At 48.9% G+C, this 15,189-nt stretch carries 15 protein-coding genes and 1 tRNA gene; 12 read left to right on the top strand and 4 right to left on the bottom strand.

Features of this window, described 5'->3' with window-relative positions; genetic code table 11:
• The first annotated feature begins 172 nt into the window (after positions 1–172).
• On the top strand, positions 173–787 hold the full coding sequence (locus ACXAH1_RS10875) for a tetratricopeptide repeat protein (protein ID WP_475196751.1): 615 nt from the start codon (positions 173–175) through the stop codon (positions 785–787).
• 6 nt (positions 788–793) lie between these two features.
• Here the strand turns inward: ACXAH1_RS10875 and ACXAH1_RS10870 are convergent, their stop codons facing one another.
• Positions 794–2,650 (bottom strand): cation:proton antiporter, encoded by a 1,857-nt coding sequence (locus tag ACXAH1_RS10870; protein WP_475196644.1) that lies wholly within the window; start codon positions 2,648–2,650, stop codon positions 794–796.
• Between the two features lie 641 nt (positions 2,651–3,291).
• On the opposite strand from ACXAH1_RS10870, the gene proB reads away from it, so the two are divergent.
• Entirely contained in the window at positions 3,292–4,383 is a 1,092-nt protein-coding gene (proB, locus tag ACXAH1_RS10865; protein ID WP_475196642.1) for a glutamate 5-kinase, read from the top strand.
• Positions 4,380–5,627: a glutamate-5-semialdehyde dehydrogenase gene (locus ACXAH1_RS10860; RefSeq protein ID WP_475196640.1), complete on the top strand. Its 1,248-nt coding sequence runs from the start codon at positions 4,380–4,382 to the stop codon at positions 5,625–5,627. Before proB ends, ACXAH1_RS10860 begins: the two co-directional genes overlap by 4 nt.
• A gap of 101 nt (positions 5,628–5,728) precedes the next feature.
• Here ACXAH1_RS10860 and ACXAH1_RS10855 read toward each other — a convergent pair.
• Positions 5,729–5,804, bottom strand: a tRNA-Ala gene (locus ACXAH1_RS10855).
• A 128-nt stretch (positions 5,805–5,932) separates the two neighbouring features.
• On the opposite strand from ACXAH1_RS10855, the gene ACXAH1_RS10850 reads away from it, so the two are divergent.
• Together ACXAH1_RS10850 and ACXAH1_RS10845 are read left to right on the top strand one after the other, a co-directional pair.
• A complete protein-coding gene (locus ACXAH1_RS10850) occupies positions 5,933–6,325 on the top strand; it encodes a hypothetical protein (protein WP_253047864.1) in 393 nt (130 codons plus the stop codon).
• A 32-nt stretch (positions 6,326–6,357) separates the two neighbouring features.
• Complete coding sequence (locus tag ACXAH1_RS10845; protein ID WP_253048006.1) at positions 6,358–6,831, top strand: prolyl-tRNA synthetase associated domain-containing protein; 474 nt, start codon at positions 6,358–6,360, stop codon at positions 6,829–6,831.
• Positions 6,832–6,843: 12 nt separating this feature from the next.
• Here the strand turns inward: ACXAH1_RS10845 and ACXAH1_RS10840 are convergent, their stop codons facing one another.
• Positions 6,844–7,998: an MFS transporter gene (locus tag ACXAH1_RS10840; RefSeq protein WP_475196639.1), complete on the bottom strand. Its 1,155-nt coding sequence runs from the start codon at positions 7,996–7,998 to the stop codon at positions 6,844–6,846.
• Between the two features lie 217 nt (positions 7,999–8,215).
• Between ACXAH1_RS10840 and ACXAH1_RS10835 the strand changes: the two genes are divergently transcribed.
• From ACXAH1_RS10835 to ACXAH1_RS10820, 4 genes are all read left to right on the top strand, one after another.
• The gene (locus ACXAH1_RS10835) at positions 8,216–8,758 is read left to right on the top strand and encodes a DUF2058 domain-containing protein (RefSeq protein WP_475196638.1); all 543 of its coding nucleotides are present in this window, start codon (positions 8,216–8,218) and stop codon (positions 8,756–8,758) included.
• A gap of 101 nt (positions 8,759–8,859) precedes the next feature.
• Positions 8,860–9,183: a c-type cytochrome gene (locus tag ACXAH1_RS10830; RefSeq protein WP_253047860.1), complete on the top strand. Its 324-nt coding sequence runs from the start codon at positions 8,860–8,862 to the stop codon at positions 9,181–9,183.
• Between the two features lie 159 nt (positions 9,184–9,342).
• Positions 9,343–10,110 carry a class II aldolase/adducin family protein gene (locus ACXAH1_RS10825; RefSeq protein ID WP_475196636.1) on the top strand — a complete coding sequence of 256 codons (768 nt, stop codon included), beginning with the start codon at positions 9,343–9,345 and terminating at the stop codon, positions 10,108–10,110.
• A gap of 8 nt (positions 10,111–10,118) precedes the next feature.
• Positions 10,119–11,294: a mandelate racemase/muconate lactonizing enzyme family protein gene (locus ACXAH1_RS10820; RefSeq protein ID WP_138544716.1), complete on the top strand. Its 1,176-nt coding sequence runs from the start codon at positions 10,119–10,121 to the stop codon at positions 11,292–11,294.
• A gap of 66 nt (positions 11,295–11,360) precedes the next feature.
• Here ACXAH1_RS10820 and suhB read toward each other — a convergent pair whose 3' ends face one another.
• Complete coding sequence (gene suhB, locus ACXAH1_RS10815; RefSeq protein WP_475196634.1) at positions 11,361–12,164, bottom strand: inositol-1-monophosphatase; 804 nt, start codon at positions 12,162–12,164, stop codon at positions 11,361–11,363.
• Between the two features lie 282 nt (positions 12,165–12,446).
• Here suhB and trmJ point away from each other — a divergent pair, with 282 nt between their 5' ends.
• From trmJ to ACXAH1_RS10800, 3 genes are all read left to right on the top strand, one after another.
• A complete protein-coding gene (trmJ, locus tag ACXAH1_RS10810) occupies positions 12,447–13,169 on the top strand; it encodes a tRNA (cytosine(32)/uridine(32)-2'-O)-methyltransferase TrmJ (RefSeq protein WP_138544718.1) in 723 nt (240 codons plus the stop codon).
• Positions 13,170–13,436: 267 nt separating this feature from the next.
• Positions 13,437–13,928: a Fe-S cluster assembly transcriptional regulator IscR gene (iscR, locus tag ACXAH1_RS10805; RefSeq protein ID WP_010384014.1), complete on the top strand. Its 492-nt coding sequence runs from the start codon at positions 13,437–13,439 to the stop codon at positions 13,926–13,928.
• Positions 13,929–13,951: 23 nt separating this feature from the next.
• Positions 13,952–15,166, top strand: a complete 1,215-nt coding sequence (locus ACXAH1_RS10800; protein ID WP_475196633.1) for an IscS subfamily cysteine desulfurase — start codon at positions 13,952–13,954, stop codon at positions 15,164–15,166.
• Positions 15,167–15,189 lie beyond the last annotated feature (23 nt).

Raw genomic sequence — 15,189 nt, 5'->3', positions numbered from 1 at the left:
AAAAAAGCTGCTACGGCAGCTTTTTTTATGTCTGTAAAATGCATTATGCTTGTCTTCACTTGCTTCGGCTCAGCCTAGTTTCTCCAATACAATCCTTCTCAGTGGCACATTTATTGTATACTTAATGTCAGTGTGTCATTGGTACGTATCGAATATGAACAAGCATCTAAGTATGATATCTGCGCTGATTGTAAGCGCTTGCTTATTTATCAGCCCTCATTCTAAAGGCGATGAGCCGATTGAAGCCGTTCCCCTTTATAGCCAGGCGGAGCTGCTGGAGCTGATCAGTCGCAACGCACACCTGAAACGTGTGAAAGACGATGAGTGCCAGTTGGTTCAGGATATCGAAGCACGCGCCGAAATAATGGCGCTTCCGTCGTACCAGTTTCTGTATGGCGATATGCTGGCTTATGCCGTTTGTGTGGATCGTAATGTTGAACTTGGACTGTATTATATGCGTAGGGCTGCAGAGCAAGGGTTGGCGCCGGCGCTGGAACAGCTTGGTCGCTATTATGATCTGGGCAAACTGGTACAGATGGACAAACGCATGGCGATCACCTATTTGCGTGAAGCGTCAGTATTGGGCAATTTGAAGGCTCAGCTACGACTGGTCGATTTGTTTAACAAAGGGTATGGCAGCCCAAGAGATTACGAAGATGCTTATCGCTGGCTGTTCCATGCAGCTGTCGCAGACAAAAAGCTGCACAAGCGTATCGAAACAGCCCTGGCGTTACTGGCGCAGAAAATGCCGGACAGTGTGGTTAAACGTGCCCGGCTACCGATGTAAGTAATACTAATCTCCCAGTTTTTCTCCGATCGGGGCCTCTTTTTGCGCCGGGTCTTTCAGAACCGACAACTTGGGAGGTTGCAGTGCTAGTACCCGCTCTCCACTGCCGGGGGCGTTTTTCATATCCGTTGTAAAGGGCCGCACTGGCAGACCGTCGTCATTTTTGCCTGCTTCTCCAATGATAAACAGCGGTATCGCTTCTTTATTCACATCCTGATATTGCGCCCAGGTAAACTCTTCCGATAAGCGGGTCGCGCTCACCTTTCCCCCTTTGGCCATCATACTGCTTAATTTGGCATAATTCCCCTCGTCTCCAAACAGTAACTGACGCGACAGGAAGGTTGCACTGTCCTTGTTTGCTTTGGCGTGATTCGTAGAGGACTTAAGAGAAAACACATTTTGCTCCCCCAGCAGGTGAGAAAAATACTGTACACCAAGTGCGTTATGGTGGCGATTGGGCGACAGTGCCATGACTGATTTTAAGCTGGTAAGTGGCAGGTAGCGTTCGGCATGCTCCGATTGGGGGTTTCCATAATAACAGGGCAGGCCGTCCATGCGTGCCATTTTGCAGTTTTCCCAAGCCGGATCAGACAGGTAGACGTCGACACTTTGCTCCTTTAAGCCCTTGGCGATTGCCCGGGATACATGGTTGGCACCAATCAGCAACAGGGTATTAGGCGCTGGCTGGCGGACCTTGAGCAGACGCGCCAAAGGCGTAGCCGTCAGGCTTTGCAGTATCACTGTGATGATGATCACAGTGAAGATCAAAGGCACCATTTTGTTGGCATCGGGATAGCCCGACTGCATCATACTCAGTGCAAAAACAGAGCCCACCGCTGCCGCAACGATCCCCCGCGGGGCTATCCAGGCCAGCAGCAACCGAGAGCGCAGTGGCAGATCACTGCCAAATGTCGATACTGCAATACTCAAAGGACGCGCTACAAACAACACGATGGCCAGAAAGATGAACACCTCACTGTCGAGTAGCATCAAATCTTCCAGTTGTAACCTGGCGGCCAGAAGGATGAACAAACTGGAGATCAATATCATCGACAAGTCTTCTTTGAATTCCAGCACCGAATCAATTTCCAGGTCATCCTGATTAGCCAGCCAGATACCAAAAATGGTGACAGCCAGCAGCCCGGATTCGTGGCTCAGGTGATTTGCCAGGGTAAAGCTGAACAGTACCAGCGCAAGAATACCAAACTTGTGCAGCTCGTACGGTAACCACTCTCGGCGAATGATAGTGGTGGTCAGCCAGCCTGCGACGATCCCCACAGAGGTGCCCACGCCCAGAGTTGAAAACAGCGCTAACATGGTATGGCTGAACACGGCGGCCTCTCCCACCTGGTTGACTGCTTCAAACACCAGAACAGCAAACAACGCGCCGATGGGGTCGATGACAATACCTTCCCAGCGGAGGATCCGATCAATGTCTTTTTCCGGTCGCATGGCGTTGAGCATAGGGGCTATCACGGTCGGGCCTGTGACCACCAGAACTGCGCCCAGTACCGCAGCCACCCGCCAGTCAAGTTCCAACAGCCAGATAGCACTGGCAGTGAGGATAGCAAAGGTCGTTAGCATGCCGATGGAGCACAGGTTTCGCACCACCTTGCCGATGCCTTTTAATTCATGAAAATGCAGTGTGAGTGCACCTTCAAATAAGATAATGGCAACAGACAAAGAAACAACAGGAAAGAGTAAATCACCAAGCAGCTGGTCTGGTTGTAATTGTCCTGAGACTGGACCCAGCAACAAGCCGGTGAGAAGTAAAAATAAAATAGCCGGAACCCGACAGACCCAGGCAAGCCATTGGGCTAAAACAGAAAATAACGCAATCCCGGCAATATAAATAGCTGACATAGCTGCTCCCGCAAGTTGGGGTAAATATAATTATAGTGTTTGCTTGGTTATAGCACAGACAAACCACAAATAAAGTGTTTACATTGCTTTAAGTGTGCTGAGCCGAGCATGTCTGACGGTATAGCTAAATAGTCAGTCAAATAATTACACCCTTGTAATATTATGAAAAATATAGACTATTAATTTTGTTTATGATGGTTATAAATCAAAATCACGTGACAGGGTTGAAATGTAAGGTAGATCCGCGCTAAGGTATAAAGCGTTTATTCGAGCGGGCTTTGCGCCCATCATCAATCTACTCATGTGCGCAATTATTCATTGCGATCAGACCTTTTTTGCCGCACCAAACCATGGTGAGCCTGCAAAAAACGGTCCGACCCGAAGAGCTGGTCTCTCAGGTCACAATCAATCTTTCTTAGTTTTCGCAGCCACAGTTGCTTGTTAGTACTGAATCATTCAGTGCGTGCTCGTCAGGGGTCTGTCTGTTTGCCGTTTCGAAATGTATGCTGTATCCGTGTGAGTGGGTATTTCGAAGCCGTTGTTATCTTATCTTTTATGTGGTCGCGTATGCTGACAAAGAAGCGTTGTAGTATCAACCAGGATACTGCGCGCATGAGGATATAAGGTAAAACGGAAAAAACATGTCAATCGAAACATCTCAACGCATAGTGATCAAAATCGGCAGTGCGTTAATCGCACCAGAGCAGGACGGTTGCCGCTCTCGTTACCTGCTTAACATTGCCCAGTTTATTGTGCAGTGTCGCGCCAAAGGCAAAGAGGTGCTGTTGGTGTCGTCCGGTGCTGTGGCTGCCGGGTCACACCTGTTCAAAAACAAAGACAAGAGTTCGGTGGCGGTGAAAAAAGCCATGGCGGCAGCAGGGCAGACAGAAATGATCTCGACCTGGGAGCGCTTTTTTGACTTTCCGTCGGCCCAGTTATTGCTGACTCACGGCGATTTACGTGACCGTGATCGCTACAACAGTATTCGTGAAACATTGTTCACTTTACTGGAGCAAGGGATCCTGCCTATTATCAACGAGAACGATGCGGTAACGACAGACGATCTTAAGGTCGGTGATAATGACAATCTGTCAGCCATGGTGGCAGCGGCGGCGGACGCCGATTGCCTGATCATCTGCTCTGACGTGAACGGCCTGTACGATAAAGATCCCAATAAAAACCCAGATGCCAGATTGCTGGACACGGTAGGTGAGCTGACGCCAGAGATTTATGCCATGACCAGCGGCCCTACCAGCAGTGTAGGTACTGGTGGTATGAGGACCAAGTTACAGGCGGCGGAAAAGGCTACATCCCATGGTATTGTGACGTACATAGTGAATGGCTTTAACGAAGATACCTTCTCTGAGCTGCTCAATGGAGCGAATCCTGGTACACGTTTCCTGCCTTATGATACGCCGATGCAGGAAGCTGTGCACTGGATGACGCACACCGCGTCGGAGCAGGGGGAGCTGATCGTCGAGGCAAACGAGTTTGATGAACTGAGTTGTGATGACATAGTAGCAGTCAATGGTGACTTCTCGGCGGGTGAAACCGTGCTGGTGAGAAACGAAGATGGCCAGAAGCTGGCCAAGGCAAACAGCAATTACAGTAGCTGCTTACTCAACTTCATTGCCCAGCAAGACAAAGATATAGTGACCGAGAAAGTTCAGGACAGTATAGGCCCGGTCATCTCACAAAATGATATTGCAGTATTTGAGGAAAGAAATTCATGAGTTTAATTACAGAAATTGCACATAGTGCTGCGCAGGCGGCAAAAACCCTGGCGCTGCTATCGACCACACAAAAAGATGCGGTATTGCGCGGTATGGCTGGCGCACTCAGAGCCAGCATGGATGAAATCATTCATGCTAATCAACAGGACCTCGAAGCTGCGCGAGAAAACCAGTTGCCTGCTGCCATGATTGACCGTTTAACACTCACGCCTGAGCGCATCGAGGATATGGCGCAGGGTATAGAAACCATTATCGAATTACCCGATCCGGTTGGCACCGTTCGGGAGCTGGGCACTCGGCCCAACGGCATCGAGATCAGAAAAATGCGCGTTCCTCTGGGAGTGGTGTGCATGATTTATGAAGCTCGTCCAAACGTCACGGCTGATGCCGGCGCTTTGTGCTTTAAGTCGGGCAATGGTGTTATCCTGCGCGGCGGTAAAGAAGCCCTGCAAAGCTCACTGGCCATCGCCAAAGTCCTGCACGGTGTGCTGGAAACTCACAGCTTGCCGACGGCGCTGATCAGCGTGATCCCCGACCCGGATCGCAGCCTGATGATGGAACTGATGCAGCAAAAAGATTACATAGATCTGATCATTCCACGTGGTGGTGAAGGCCTGATCCAGTTTGTCACACAAAACAGTACCGTGCCGGTGATCCAGCACTTTAAAGGGGTGTGCCACTTGTATGTCGATAAAGCAGCCGATCTCGACAAGGCACTGCAACTGCTGCTCAACGGTAAAACTCAGCGCACTGGGGTCTGTAATGCACTCGAAGGTTTGATAGTGCACCAGGATATTGCCGGGCAGTTTTTGCCGCAGGCCGCACAAGCCCTGCGGCAGCGTGGCGTTAAGATCAATGCTGATCAGGCAAGTGCCGGTTACTTCGACGGTGCCACCGTATTGGCAGACGATGAGTTTGGTGAAGAGTATCTTAGTCTGGAGATTGCAGTCAAACAAGTGGCTGATTTCAGCGGCGCCATTGCGCACATTGATCGCTTTGGTAGCCACCACACTGAAGTGATCTGTACTCAGGATCCGCAAACGGCAGAACTGTTCCAGCGCAGCGTTGATGCGTCGGTTGTTATGGTGAATGCCTCGTCACGCTTCAGTGATGGTGGTCAGCTGGGCTTAGGCGCTGAGATTGGCATTGCAACGACCAAGCTGCATGCTTATGGTCCGATGGGACTGGAATCGCTGACAACAGAAAAATATCTGGTCAATGGTGAAGGTCAGATAAGAGATTAGTATGTTACTGGGTACAAGGATGTGCCCTGAAAATAGCCTAACAGACTGCCTGTATATGTGGTTTTTGAGTTTGGGATTAATGACCAAGGAAAGGCGGAAAGTGGTGGAGCTAAGCAGGATCGAACTGCTGACCTCCTGCGTGCAAGGCAGGCGCTCTCCCAGCTGAGCTATAGCCCCACTTCCGGTGTCGATTTGACGGTGAGAATTTAAATCATTTTTCTACCCAGCGTCAAGCCTTCGACTCAAAAAACTTGCCAAGATGCCGCTTTGCTTTGTTACACTGGGCAAAAAACACAGAGAAATTTATGATACGTGTGAGTCTACTGTTCGGCGCCGCCCTACTGCTCAGTGCTTGTAGTAGTAAGCCAGAGGCACCACTTCTGGAAGTTGAAAGCCAGCAATTACATCAACGTGTGAACGCCAAAGGACAAGATGAGTTTGCTTTTGTCGTCACGGTGAAAGCCACCCCACAAATGAATTTGGATACCAGCAAACCGGTTTCCCGACGCGAGTTGAAACGCTTTGCGCAGCAGCAAAGGGTAGAGGACTCCCCGGAGCTTAAGCTCAAACTGGAAGACGAAGCGGTTGTCAGACTCAGGCAGGCACTGGAGGATGCCAGTTACTGTGGAGCTGGCTACAAGATAGAACGGGTGTTCTGGCGTAATCGGAGTGTCCAGCTGCGTGGGGTGTGTCAGTGAGCGTATTGACTGTCGATGCGCTGGCAGCACTCATGGACAGACTAAACATATCCTATCAGGCATACCAGCATCCTCCATTGGCGACTTGTCAGGATGCTGACCGGCTCGATCTGGCGCGTGAAGGCACGCGTCTGAAAAACCTGTTTTTGCGAGATAATTACGGTCGGCAACACATTCTATTGATCACTACTGCGAGTAAGCAAATTGATTTGAAGGCATTATCCAAACAGCAAGGCTTATCTCGCCTGGGGTTTGCCTCTGACAGTCGACTACAACACTATCTGGGCATAAAGCCAGGGTGTGTATCCGCGCTGGCGACGGCCAATGACCCCCAGCAGCATGTCCAGCTGTGGCTGGATGAGAATCTACGTCAGGCTGCTTTATGGCAATGCCATCCTTTCGAAAATGATAAAACCTGGGTGTTGTCTTTGGCAGATCTTGAGCTAGTGTGGCAGCACACAGGCCATCAGCCGCAGTGGCTGGCCTTACCTGAACGACAAACCTGAACCACAGAGCAGCTATAGAGGAAGGCTGGCTCTGCTGGACCGCGCATAATGGTGATTACGCCATATCAACACTAACCCGGCGATACACATTATCAGTAGAGACAGCAAAAAATAAGGCAGTCCCCAGCGCTGATAGATGAGACCCGGCAGGTAGGAACCCAGTGCTCCGCCGCAGTAATAAAATGAAACATAGGCGCCATTGGTCACAGTGGATTCGGCACGGCTAAGCTGGTTAGCAAGGGGAGCGGCACTGGCATGGATCATAAACATACAGGCACAAAACAAGGTAAAGAGCACCAGAAACAGCCAGAAGTTATGCCACAACATACCCACAATCGTCAGGCAATACACGGCAAATAAGCCACTAAGGATCAGCCACATACTGGCTTGCAGCCTACTCAGCAACGGCGTAGACAAAGACAGGCAAGCACCAACCAGGTAACCTGTGTAGACCCAGCCGATCAGGCGAGGATCGCTTATTTTGTAGTCGTTGCTGAGGATAAAGGGCAAATAGTTGAGTAGCGCGGCAAAACAAAAAAACATACAAAACACCGCCCCATAGAGACCTAACAAATCAGCCTGTTTGAGTGGTTTGAGATATGCTAAAGGGTGATTAGCCGGACTGTTGACGACCTGAGCTCGTTGGGGCTTTATCCACAAAGCCAGTATTATCAGGACAACGGCATTGAGCAGGTAAAAGCTCTGCCAGTCGAACCACACCGCAAAGTTGGCAGCTAATGTGCGGCCAAGGTAACCTCCGGCAATAGTGCTGCCAATATACCAGCTCATTGACCGTTTCAGTTGGTTATGCTGGTAAGTTCGGCCCAGATAACCGGTCATTGCGGTGAGGGCGGCCGGAAGTAACAGACCCTGCATAAAGCGTATTGCCATCATCCATTGAAAATCCCCACTGAACGCAAAACCTATGCAACATAGTGCCAGCATCAGCATGCTCCCTTTGATGATCCGCAATGGATTACGTTTCGTAAATAATAATCCGTAGCAAATAGGCGCAATAGCCAGTGGCAGCATAGTCAGCGACATAAGCATACCTGCTTTTGCCGGCGCGACCTGATAAGACTCTGCAAACAAAGACAACAAGGGTTGAGGGGCGTACAGCACACAAAAAATGGCAACAGAGCACAGCAGCAAGTGCGGCAGAGACATAATCTATCCATAATGATCAAATCGCGCTCAAATTATGCCTGCCGAATCACAGAATTGCGAAGTAAATCACAGAAAACTTGCGTTAAATCATATTTTTTAGTGCCGACTCTGCTAGATTTTTGAGGTGTAAAATTTTTCTTCCGGAATGCTCACCAGCAGTGGTCAAATTCGTCCACTGCGTTAAAATAGCGTCAGTCTAGTTTTATGGAGTGGCATTATGGGATCTCTACAAGATCAACTTTTGAAAGCGGGCCTGACCACCGAGCACCAAGCCAAAGTTGCGAAGAGCGAAAAACGCAAAGCGCAAAAGAAAAAGAAGAAAAAAGGCGCGACCAGCGACGTCAGCGATCTGCAAAAGCACATTGAACAAACTAAGCAGGCTCAGCAGCAAAAAGCGGAAGAGCTGAACAAGGCAAAACAGGCAGAACTCAAAGAGCGTGAGCAGGTTGCCAGAGTGAAACAAATCCTGGAGCACCACAATCAGGATGAGATCCGTGGCAATGTGACCTTTAACTTTACTTATGAAAGTAAAATTAAAGAGCTGGATGTGAATGCGCAAACTCAGCAGGCATTAGCGAAAGGCAGACTGGCGATATGCGTACTGGAAGGGCAGTTTTATGTCTTACAGGACGAGCCGGCACGTAAGATTGCTGAAGTAGATGAAAAGTACATTGTCTTTCATGTTGAAGATGATCAGAAAGATAAAGACGAAGATGATCCGTATGCGGACTTCGAAGTCCCGGATGATCTGATCTGGTAGGCACAGCAGCCGTACCTGTAAGCTCACCGTCATGAGAGTATGGATAACAGTGCGGCATAGACTACACTTGAATTGATCCGTTATATAAGAAGAGAAAAGATATGAGCAAGATGAAACAACTGATGTTGGCCAGCACGTTGGCCGTTGCTGCCCTATCAGCTGGTACTGCCAGTGCAGCTGATGGTAAAGCGCTTTATACTGCAAAAATGTGCCAGACCTGTCATGGCGCAGAAGGTAAAGCACCTATCATGCCTGTGTACCCTAAATTGGCAGGACAAAATAAAGAATACTTGTTGGCACAGATGAAAGACATTAAATCAGGTGCGCGTAGCAATGGTATGTCTGCGGCGATGAAGGCCATGACAGCAAATGTCTCTGACGCAGAGCTGGAAGCCATTGCCGATTACCTGTCAAAAGTTCAGTAACATTGACAGTTAATAAAAAAACCACCGCTTGTCGGTGGTTTTTTGATCCACATCGACTATTCTGCTTTCTCCCGGCTTGAGTTATTGCATCCCGGAGATGAGTGTTTTAGACTTCTATACATCCAAAATAAATTGGGCTTTATAACAAAAGGAAGGGCCATGTTTGAATTGCCGAAACTCAACGTAAAAGACAAAGTCAGTGAGCAAGAGTGGCGACTACGTGTTGATCTGGCAGCGTGTTATCGTTTGGTAGAGCACTTTCGCTGGGGCGATCTGATCTATACACATATGTCTGCACGTCTCCCTGGTACCGATCATTATTTGGTTAATGCCTTTGGGCTGAGTTTTGATGAAGTCACGGCCTCCAACTTGGTAAAGGTGGACCTGCAAGGCAATATTCTGGACGATACGCCGTTTGAAATTAACCCAGCCGGTTTTACCATTCACAGTGCCATTCATGAAGTGCGTGAAGATGCGCACTGTGTGATCCATCTGCACACCAAAGAGACCATTGCGGTTGCGAGCCTGAAAGGTGGGTTATTACCCCTAAGCCAGCACAGTATGTTCTCTTTGCCTTCATTGTCTTATCACGAATATGAAGGCCTGGCGGTGAATGATGCTGAAAAAGCCCGATTGCAAAACGACCTTGGCACAACCAACCATATGCTATTGGTGAATCACGGTGGCCTGACAGTCGGACCCACAGTCGGTGATGCTTTTATGCGCTTTTATGATCTGCAGCGCGCCTGTGAGATCCAGGTCGCGATTCAGGCAACAGGTCGACAAGCCATTGAAGTTCCGCAACCCATTCAGGACAATATTTATAATCAGGCAAAGGTGGTGCACAGTGGTAGCACCGGTGGCCAGTTAGCCTGGCCTGCTATGTTGAGAAAGGCATACCGCCTGGATCCTGGCTTTGCCGAATAGGAGTCAAAATGAAAGTTAATCGCGTCGAAGTGTTTGATATTCACTGTCCGGACAGACCAGCCTGGACCCCGGTATTTGTTCGTATTCATACCGATGAGGGAATTTCCGGAGTGGGCGAAGCGGGCCTTGCCTATGATCTGGGCCACAGCGCAGCAGCTGCCATGATCAAAGAAATGGCGGAAGCCTTTTTAATCGGCCACGACCCGTTCCAGACTGAAATGCTGTGGGCCCGCATGTTACGAGAGAGTTTCTGGGGACTCGGTGGCGGACCTGTGGTGTATGCTGCAATGAGCGCCATTGATACAGCGCTGTGGGACATTAAAGGTAAAGCTTTAAACCTGCCTGTTTATCAACTGCTTGGCGGTAAGGTGAACGACGAGCTGCGCACTTATGCATCACAGCTTCAGTTTGACTGGGACAATGAATTTAAGGCACTGGTGCAGCCACATGAATATGCTGAGGCAGCCCACAAAGCACTGGCTGAAGGCTATGATGCGGTGAAAGTTGACCCTATCATGTACGACAAAGACGGAAATACTTACTACGACCGCACTAAGCTGATCTCGCGCGCCGAGATGAAGTTATACCGGGCACGTATGCAGGCGATCCGTGAAGCGGTTGGTGACGAGGTAGACATTATTTTTGAATGTCACAGTTTGCCAGGTGCCACTTCCGCGATTCAGATTGCTGAGATTGCCGAAGAATTTGACTGCATGTATTACGAAGAGCCGGTCAATTATCTTAACCATTCTTTGCACGCCAAAGTCGCTAACAAAACAGCGGTGCCGATTGCCGGTGGTGAGCGTTTGTATAACCGCTGGGATGTGCGTCCTTATTTTGAAGATCAAAGTATTGATGTTCTGCAGCCGGATATTGGTCTGTGTGGTGGTTTTACTGAGACGAAAAAAGTCTGTGATTACGCCGACATTTTCGATATCCGTATTCAGGCACATGTCTGTGGTGGCCCGGTTGCGACAGCGGCTTCTTTGCACCTTGAAACAGCCATTCCTAATTTCCTGATCCATGAGCATCATACTTATGCGATTAAAAAGTGGAACCGGGAACTGTGTCTTCAGGATCCGCAGCCAGAGAAAGGCGTGTTCAAGGTCTCTGAAGCACCAGGCATTGGCATCGAGTTGAATGATGAAGTGGTAATGCGCTCAGCCCGAGTTGAAATCAAGTAACTCACATTTAGCGTCAGACATAAAAAAACCCAAACAGTTGTTTGGGTTTTTTTAATACCAATGTGCTTACTTAAGCAGTGACTCAGTCAGCACAGGACGAATTTCTTTTACAATGGCCTGACACAGCTTAGGTGCGCCACAAATGATATTACCGCTGTTGTTGTAGTTGGCGCCGCCTGCGAAGTCCATCAGCATACCGCCGGCTTCTTTGATCAGCAATTCACCTGCCGCAGTGTCCCACGGCTTAAGACCAATTTCATAGAAACCATCGATACGACCCGCTGCAACATATGCCATATCCAATGCCGCAGAGCCGGCACGACGGATATCCGTCGTCTGGATAAACAGCGCTTTAAAGGCTTCAGTGTAAGCGTCCAGGTGATGCTTTTGTTTGAACGGGAAGCCCGTTGCCAATACAGAGCCTGCCAGCTCGTTACTCTTAGTAACGCGAATACGTTTGCTGTTCAATTGTGCGCCCTGGCCGCGAGAGGCGGTAAAGAGTTCATCGCGGATTGGATCGTATACAACGGCTTGTTCTACGCGGCCTTTAACTTTCAGCGCGATAGAAATAGCAAAGTGAGGAATGCCCTTGATGAAGTTAGTGGTGCCATCAAGCGGGTCAATAACCCAAAGGTAATCGGCTTGCTTGCCATCAGTATGGCCAAGCTCTTCACCGACAATTGCATGCTCCGGGTAGGCTTTTAAAATTGTGTCACGGATAACCAGTTCCGCTTCTTTATCTACGTTTGTAACGAAATCGTTCGAGCCTTTTTGTGAGGTCTCAACCTGAGACATGTTTTCACACGCACGTAGAATCACCTTACCCGCGTTACGCGCAGCGCGTACCGCAATGTTTAACATTGGATGCATAGCATTACCTTTGAATTGTAAAAGAACTAAAATTTTTGAGCCGGCGTATTCTAGCGATTTTTCCTGCAAAGTAAATAACCCAGCAGCAAAAAATATGTGCTTTTTTTAATCAATATGAGTAAGTGACTCAAATTCAGGCAGTTCTGTTGAGGCGCTCTTGTTGAATGCTTTTACGCTTTACCTGCCTTTCTGTTACCGACTTGCGGTTGGTCCTGATTTTACTATCTGGCGAATTCGCGTTTGTGCTAAACTCCGCCATTATTTTTTCCTGAGGCATAAGACATGGCATTAGAAGACATTCGCATTGTATTGGTTAATACCTCCCATTCAGGCAATATCGGCTCGGTTGCGCGCGCGATGAAAACCATGGGGTTATCAAAACTCTATCTGGTAGATCCCGCGTGTGAAGTAGACAGTCATGCCAGCGCCCTGGCGGCCGGTGCAACAGATGTACTGGGCAATGCGGTTCAAGTAGAGAAACTCGAAGACGCCATTGCAGACTGTGCCCTGACCATAGGGACCAGTGCACGTTCTCGTACGCTGTCGTGGCCTATGGTTGGTCCGCGTGAATGCGCACAAAAACTCGTTGATGGGGCAGAAAAGACGCCGGTAGCTTTGGTATTTGGTCGTGAAAATAGCGGTCTGACCAACGAAGAACTACAGCTGTGTAATTACCACGTCTGCATCCCGGCAAATCCGGAGTATAGCTCTTTGAACCTGGCTATGGCGGTGCAGACACTGGCTTATGAAACCCGCATGACCTACCTTGACCGTCAGGAACAACCTGTTGAGCAGGACGATGTTCAGTACCCGACATCTGAGCAAATGGAGCTGTTCTACGAGCACCTCGAGTCTACCCTGAACGACACTGGCTTTATCATTAAACAGCATCCAGGCATGGTGATGACCAAGCTAAAACGCCTGTTTAACCGCGCGCGTCCGGAAGATCAGGAATTAAACATCCTGCGTGGGATTTTAAGCTCAATAAATAAATCAATAAAATAAAAGAGTTAGCGTTTTGGTATGAGATATACCAAAGCGCTGCAATAATCTCTTGCGCAAATACTTGACTAAATTACTCAGGTAATTACAATGTCCGTAATACCTGAGGAAATTAGTCAGGTATTACGATAAGCGCAGATTGAATACGTCAGGTAAGTACCTACCTACGTGATATCCGCATGGTACAGGGCGATTCGTTGTTGGTTAATACTTGACTATCTTAGTCAGGTAATTACAATTTGCGCCTTGATAACTTTTCTGGGGGCACGCATGAAACTGACTTCAAAAGGCAGATATGCAGTGACAGCGATGCTGGACGTCGCACTACACGCAAATATTGGGCCCGTGCCTCTGGCGGATATTTCCGAACGTCAGGAAATTTCCCTGTCATACCTGGAACAATTATTTGCCCGCTTGCGCAAACATGGCTTAGTCAGCTCTGTACGCGGACCGGGTGGCGGCTACTTGCTGGGCCGCGACGCGCATACTATCTCGGTTGGTGATGTGATCGCTGCGGTAGATGAATCCGTAGATGCAACCCGATGTCACGGAGAAGGCGGCGGCTGCCAAAGCGGCATGCGCTGTCTGACACATACACTGTGGTCGGACTTAAGTATGCGTATTGAAGAGTTTTTAAACAGTATTTCCCTCGCCGAGTTAGTCGCCAATTCTGATGTGCAGTCTGTTGCCACACGTCAGGACAATGGGGTTAACAGTGCAATGAAGCAATTAGAGAATATTCAAGTGAGTTGCCAGCTGTAAACTGGCGTCTAGCGGAGAAAGAAATGAAATTACCGATATATTTAGATTATGCAGCGACCACTCCGGTTGATCAGCGTGTTGCAGACGAAATGATGCAGTGCCTGACAATGGATGGTAATTTTGGTAATCCAGCCTCACGTTCGCACCGTTTCGGGTGGCAGGCAGAAGAGCTGATTGACCAGGCGCGTAATGATATCGCTGATTTAATCAATGCCGATCCGCGTGAAATTGTTTTCACCTCAGGGGCTACAGAATCAAATAACCTGGCTATCAAAGGTGCGGCTAACTTCTATCACAAGAAAGGCAAGCACGTGATCACCGTTAAGACCGAGCACAAAGCTGTGCTGGATACCTGCCGTGAACTGGAGCGTCAGGGCTTCGACGTCACTTATATGGAAGTTGAAGAAAACGGCCTGCTGGATCTGAAAAAGCTAGAAGCCGCTATCCGCGAAGACACCATTCTAATCAGCGTCATGCATGTTAACAACGAGTTGGGTGTTATTCAGGATATCGCCACAATCGGTGAGATGTGTCGTGAGCGCAAAATTATGTTCCACGTTGATGCCGCGCAAAGTGCCGGTAAAGTACAGATCGACCTGCAACAACTGAAAGTGGATTTCATGTCTTTCTCTGGTCACAAAGTGTATGGCCCTAAAGGCATTGGCGCACTGTATGTCCGTCGTAAGCCGCGTGCACGTCTTGAAGCGCAAATGCACGGTGGTGGCCATGAACGTGGTATGCGTTCAGGTACACTGGCAACCCACCAAATCGTGGGCATGGGCACAGCTTTCCGTGTTGCGAAAGAAGATTTCGAAAAAGATCATGCCCACATCAGCACCTTGCGTAAGCGTTTGCTGGACGGCGTGATGGATATGGAAGAAGTGTATTTCAACGGTGCCATCGACCAGTCTGTACCGGGTATTGTTAACCTGAGCTTCAACTTTGTTGAAGGTGAGTCATTGTTGATGGCAGTTAAAGACATCGCCGTGTCATCTGGTTCTGCATGTACTTCTGCAAGCCTTGAGCCATCTTATGTTTTGCGTGCACTGGGTCGTAACGATGAACTGGCACACAGCTCTATCCGCTTCAGCATCGGCCGTTTTACCACTGAAGAAGAAATCGATTATACCGTTAAACTCATCAAAGACTCGATTGGTCGTCTGCGCGAGATGTCACCACTTTGGGAAATGTTCAAAGATGGCGTGGACTTAGATGCAGTTGAATGGGCACACCATTAAGCAAATCCGTGTATAGCAAGTTA

It is taken from the genome of Pseudoalteromonas sp. AWH4_217 (genome assembly GCF_056161105.1).
Note: the sequence above shows the minus strand (reverse complement) of the source record. Positions and strands in the feature narration are given on the sequence as shown.

Bases quoted from the DNA above. Each gene is read 5' to 3' on its own strand.
- trmJ (WP_138544718.1), top strand. From the start codon at position 12,447: ATGGCATTAGAAGACATTCGCATTGTATTGGTTAATACCTCCCATTCA.
- ACXAH1_RS10825 (WP_475196636.1), top strand. From the start codon at position 9,343: ATGTTTGAATTGCCGAAACTCAACGTAAAAGACAAAGTCAGTGAGCAA.
- ACXAH1_RS10850 (WP_253047864.1), top strand. From the start codon at position 5,933: ATGATACGTGTGAGTCTACTGTTCGGCGCCGCCCTACTGCTCAGTGCT.
- ACXAH1_RS10830 (WP_253047860.1), top strand. From the start codon at position 8,860: ATGAGCAAGATGAAACAACTGATGTTGGCCAGCACGTTGGCCGTTGCT.
- proB (WP_475196642.1), top strand. From the start codon at position 3,292: ATGTCAATCGAAACATCTCAACGCATAGTGATCAAAATCGGCAGTGCG.
- ACXAH1_RS10820 (WP_138544716.1), top strand. From the start codon at position 10,119: ATGAAAGTTAATCGCGTCGAAGTGTTTGATATTCACTGTCCGGACAGA.
- ACXAH1_RS10875 (WP_475196751.1), top strand. From the start codon at position 173: ATGATATCTGCGCTGATTGTAAGCGCTTGCTTATTTATCAGCCCTCAT.
- ACXAH1_RS10870 (WP_475196644.1), bottom strand. From the start codon at position 2,650: ATGTCAGCTATTTATATTGCCGGGATTGCGTTATTTTCTGTTTTAGCC.
- ACXAH1_RS10860 (WP_475196640.1), top strand. From the start codon at position 4,380: ATGAGTTTAATTACAGAAATTGCACATAGTGCTGCGCAGGCGGCAAAA.
- ACXAH1_RS10840 (WP_475196639.1), bottom strand. From the start codon at position 7,998: ATGTCTCTGCCGCACTTGCTGCTGTGCTCTGTTGCCATTTTTTGTGTG.
- ACXAH1_RS10800 (WP_475196633.1), top strand. From the start codon at position 13,952: ATGAAATTACCGATATATTTAGATTATGCAGCGACCACTCCGGTTGAT.
- ACXAH1_RS10835 (WP_475196638.1), top strand. From the start codon at position 8,216: ATGGGATCTCTACAAGATCAACTTTTGAAAGCGGGCCTGACCACCGAG.
- iscR (WP_010384014.1), top strand. From the start codon at position 13,437: ATGAAACTGACTTCAAAAGGCAGATATGCAGTGACAGCGATGCTGGAC.
- ACXAH1_RS10845 (WP_253048006.1), top strand. From the start codon at position 6,358: ATGGACAGACTAAACATATCCTATCAGGCATACCAGCATCCTCCATTG.
- suhB (WP_475196634.1), bottom strand. From the start codon at position 12,164: ATGCATCCAATGTTAAACATTGCGGTACGCGCTGCGCGTAACGCGGGT.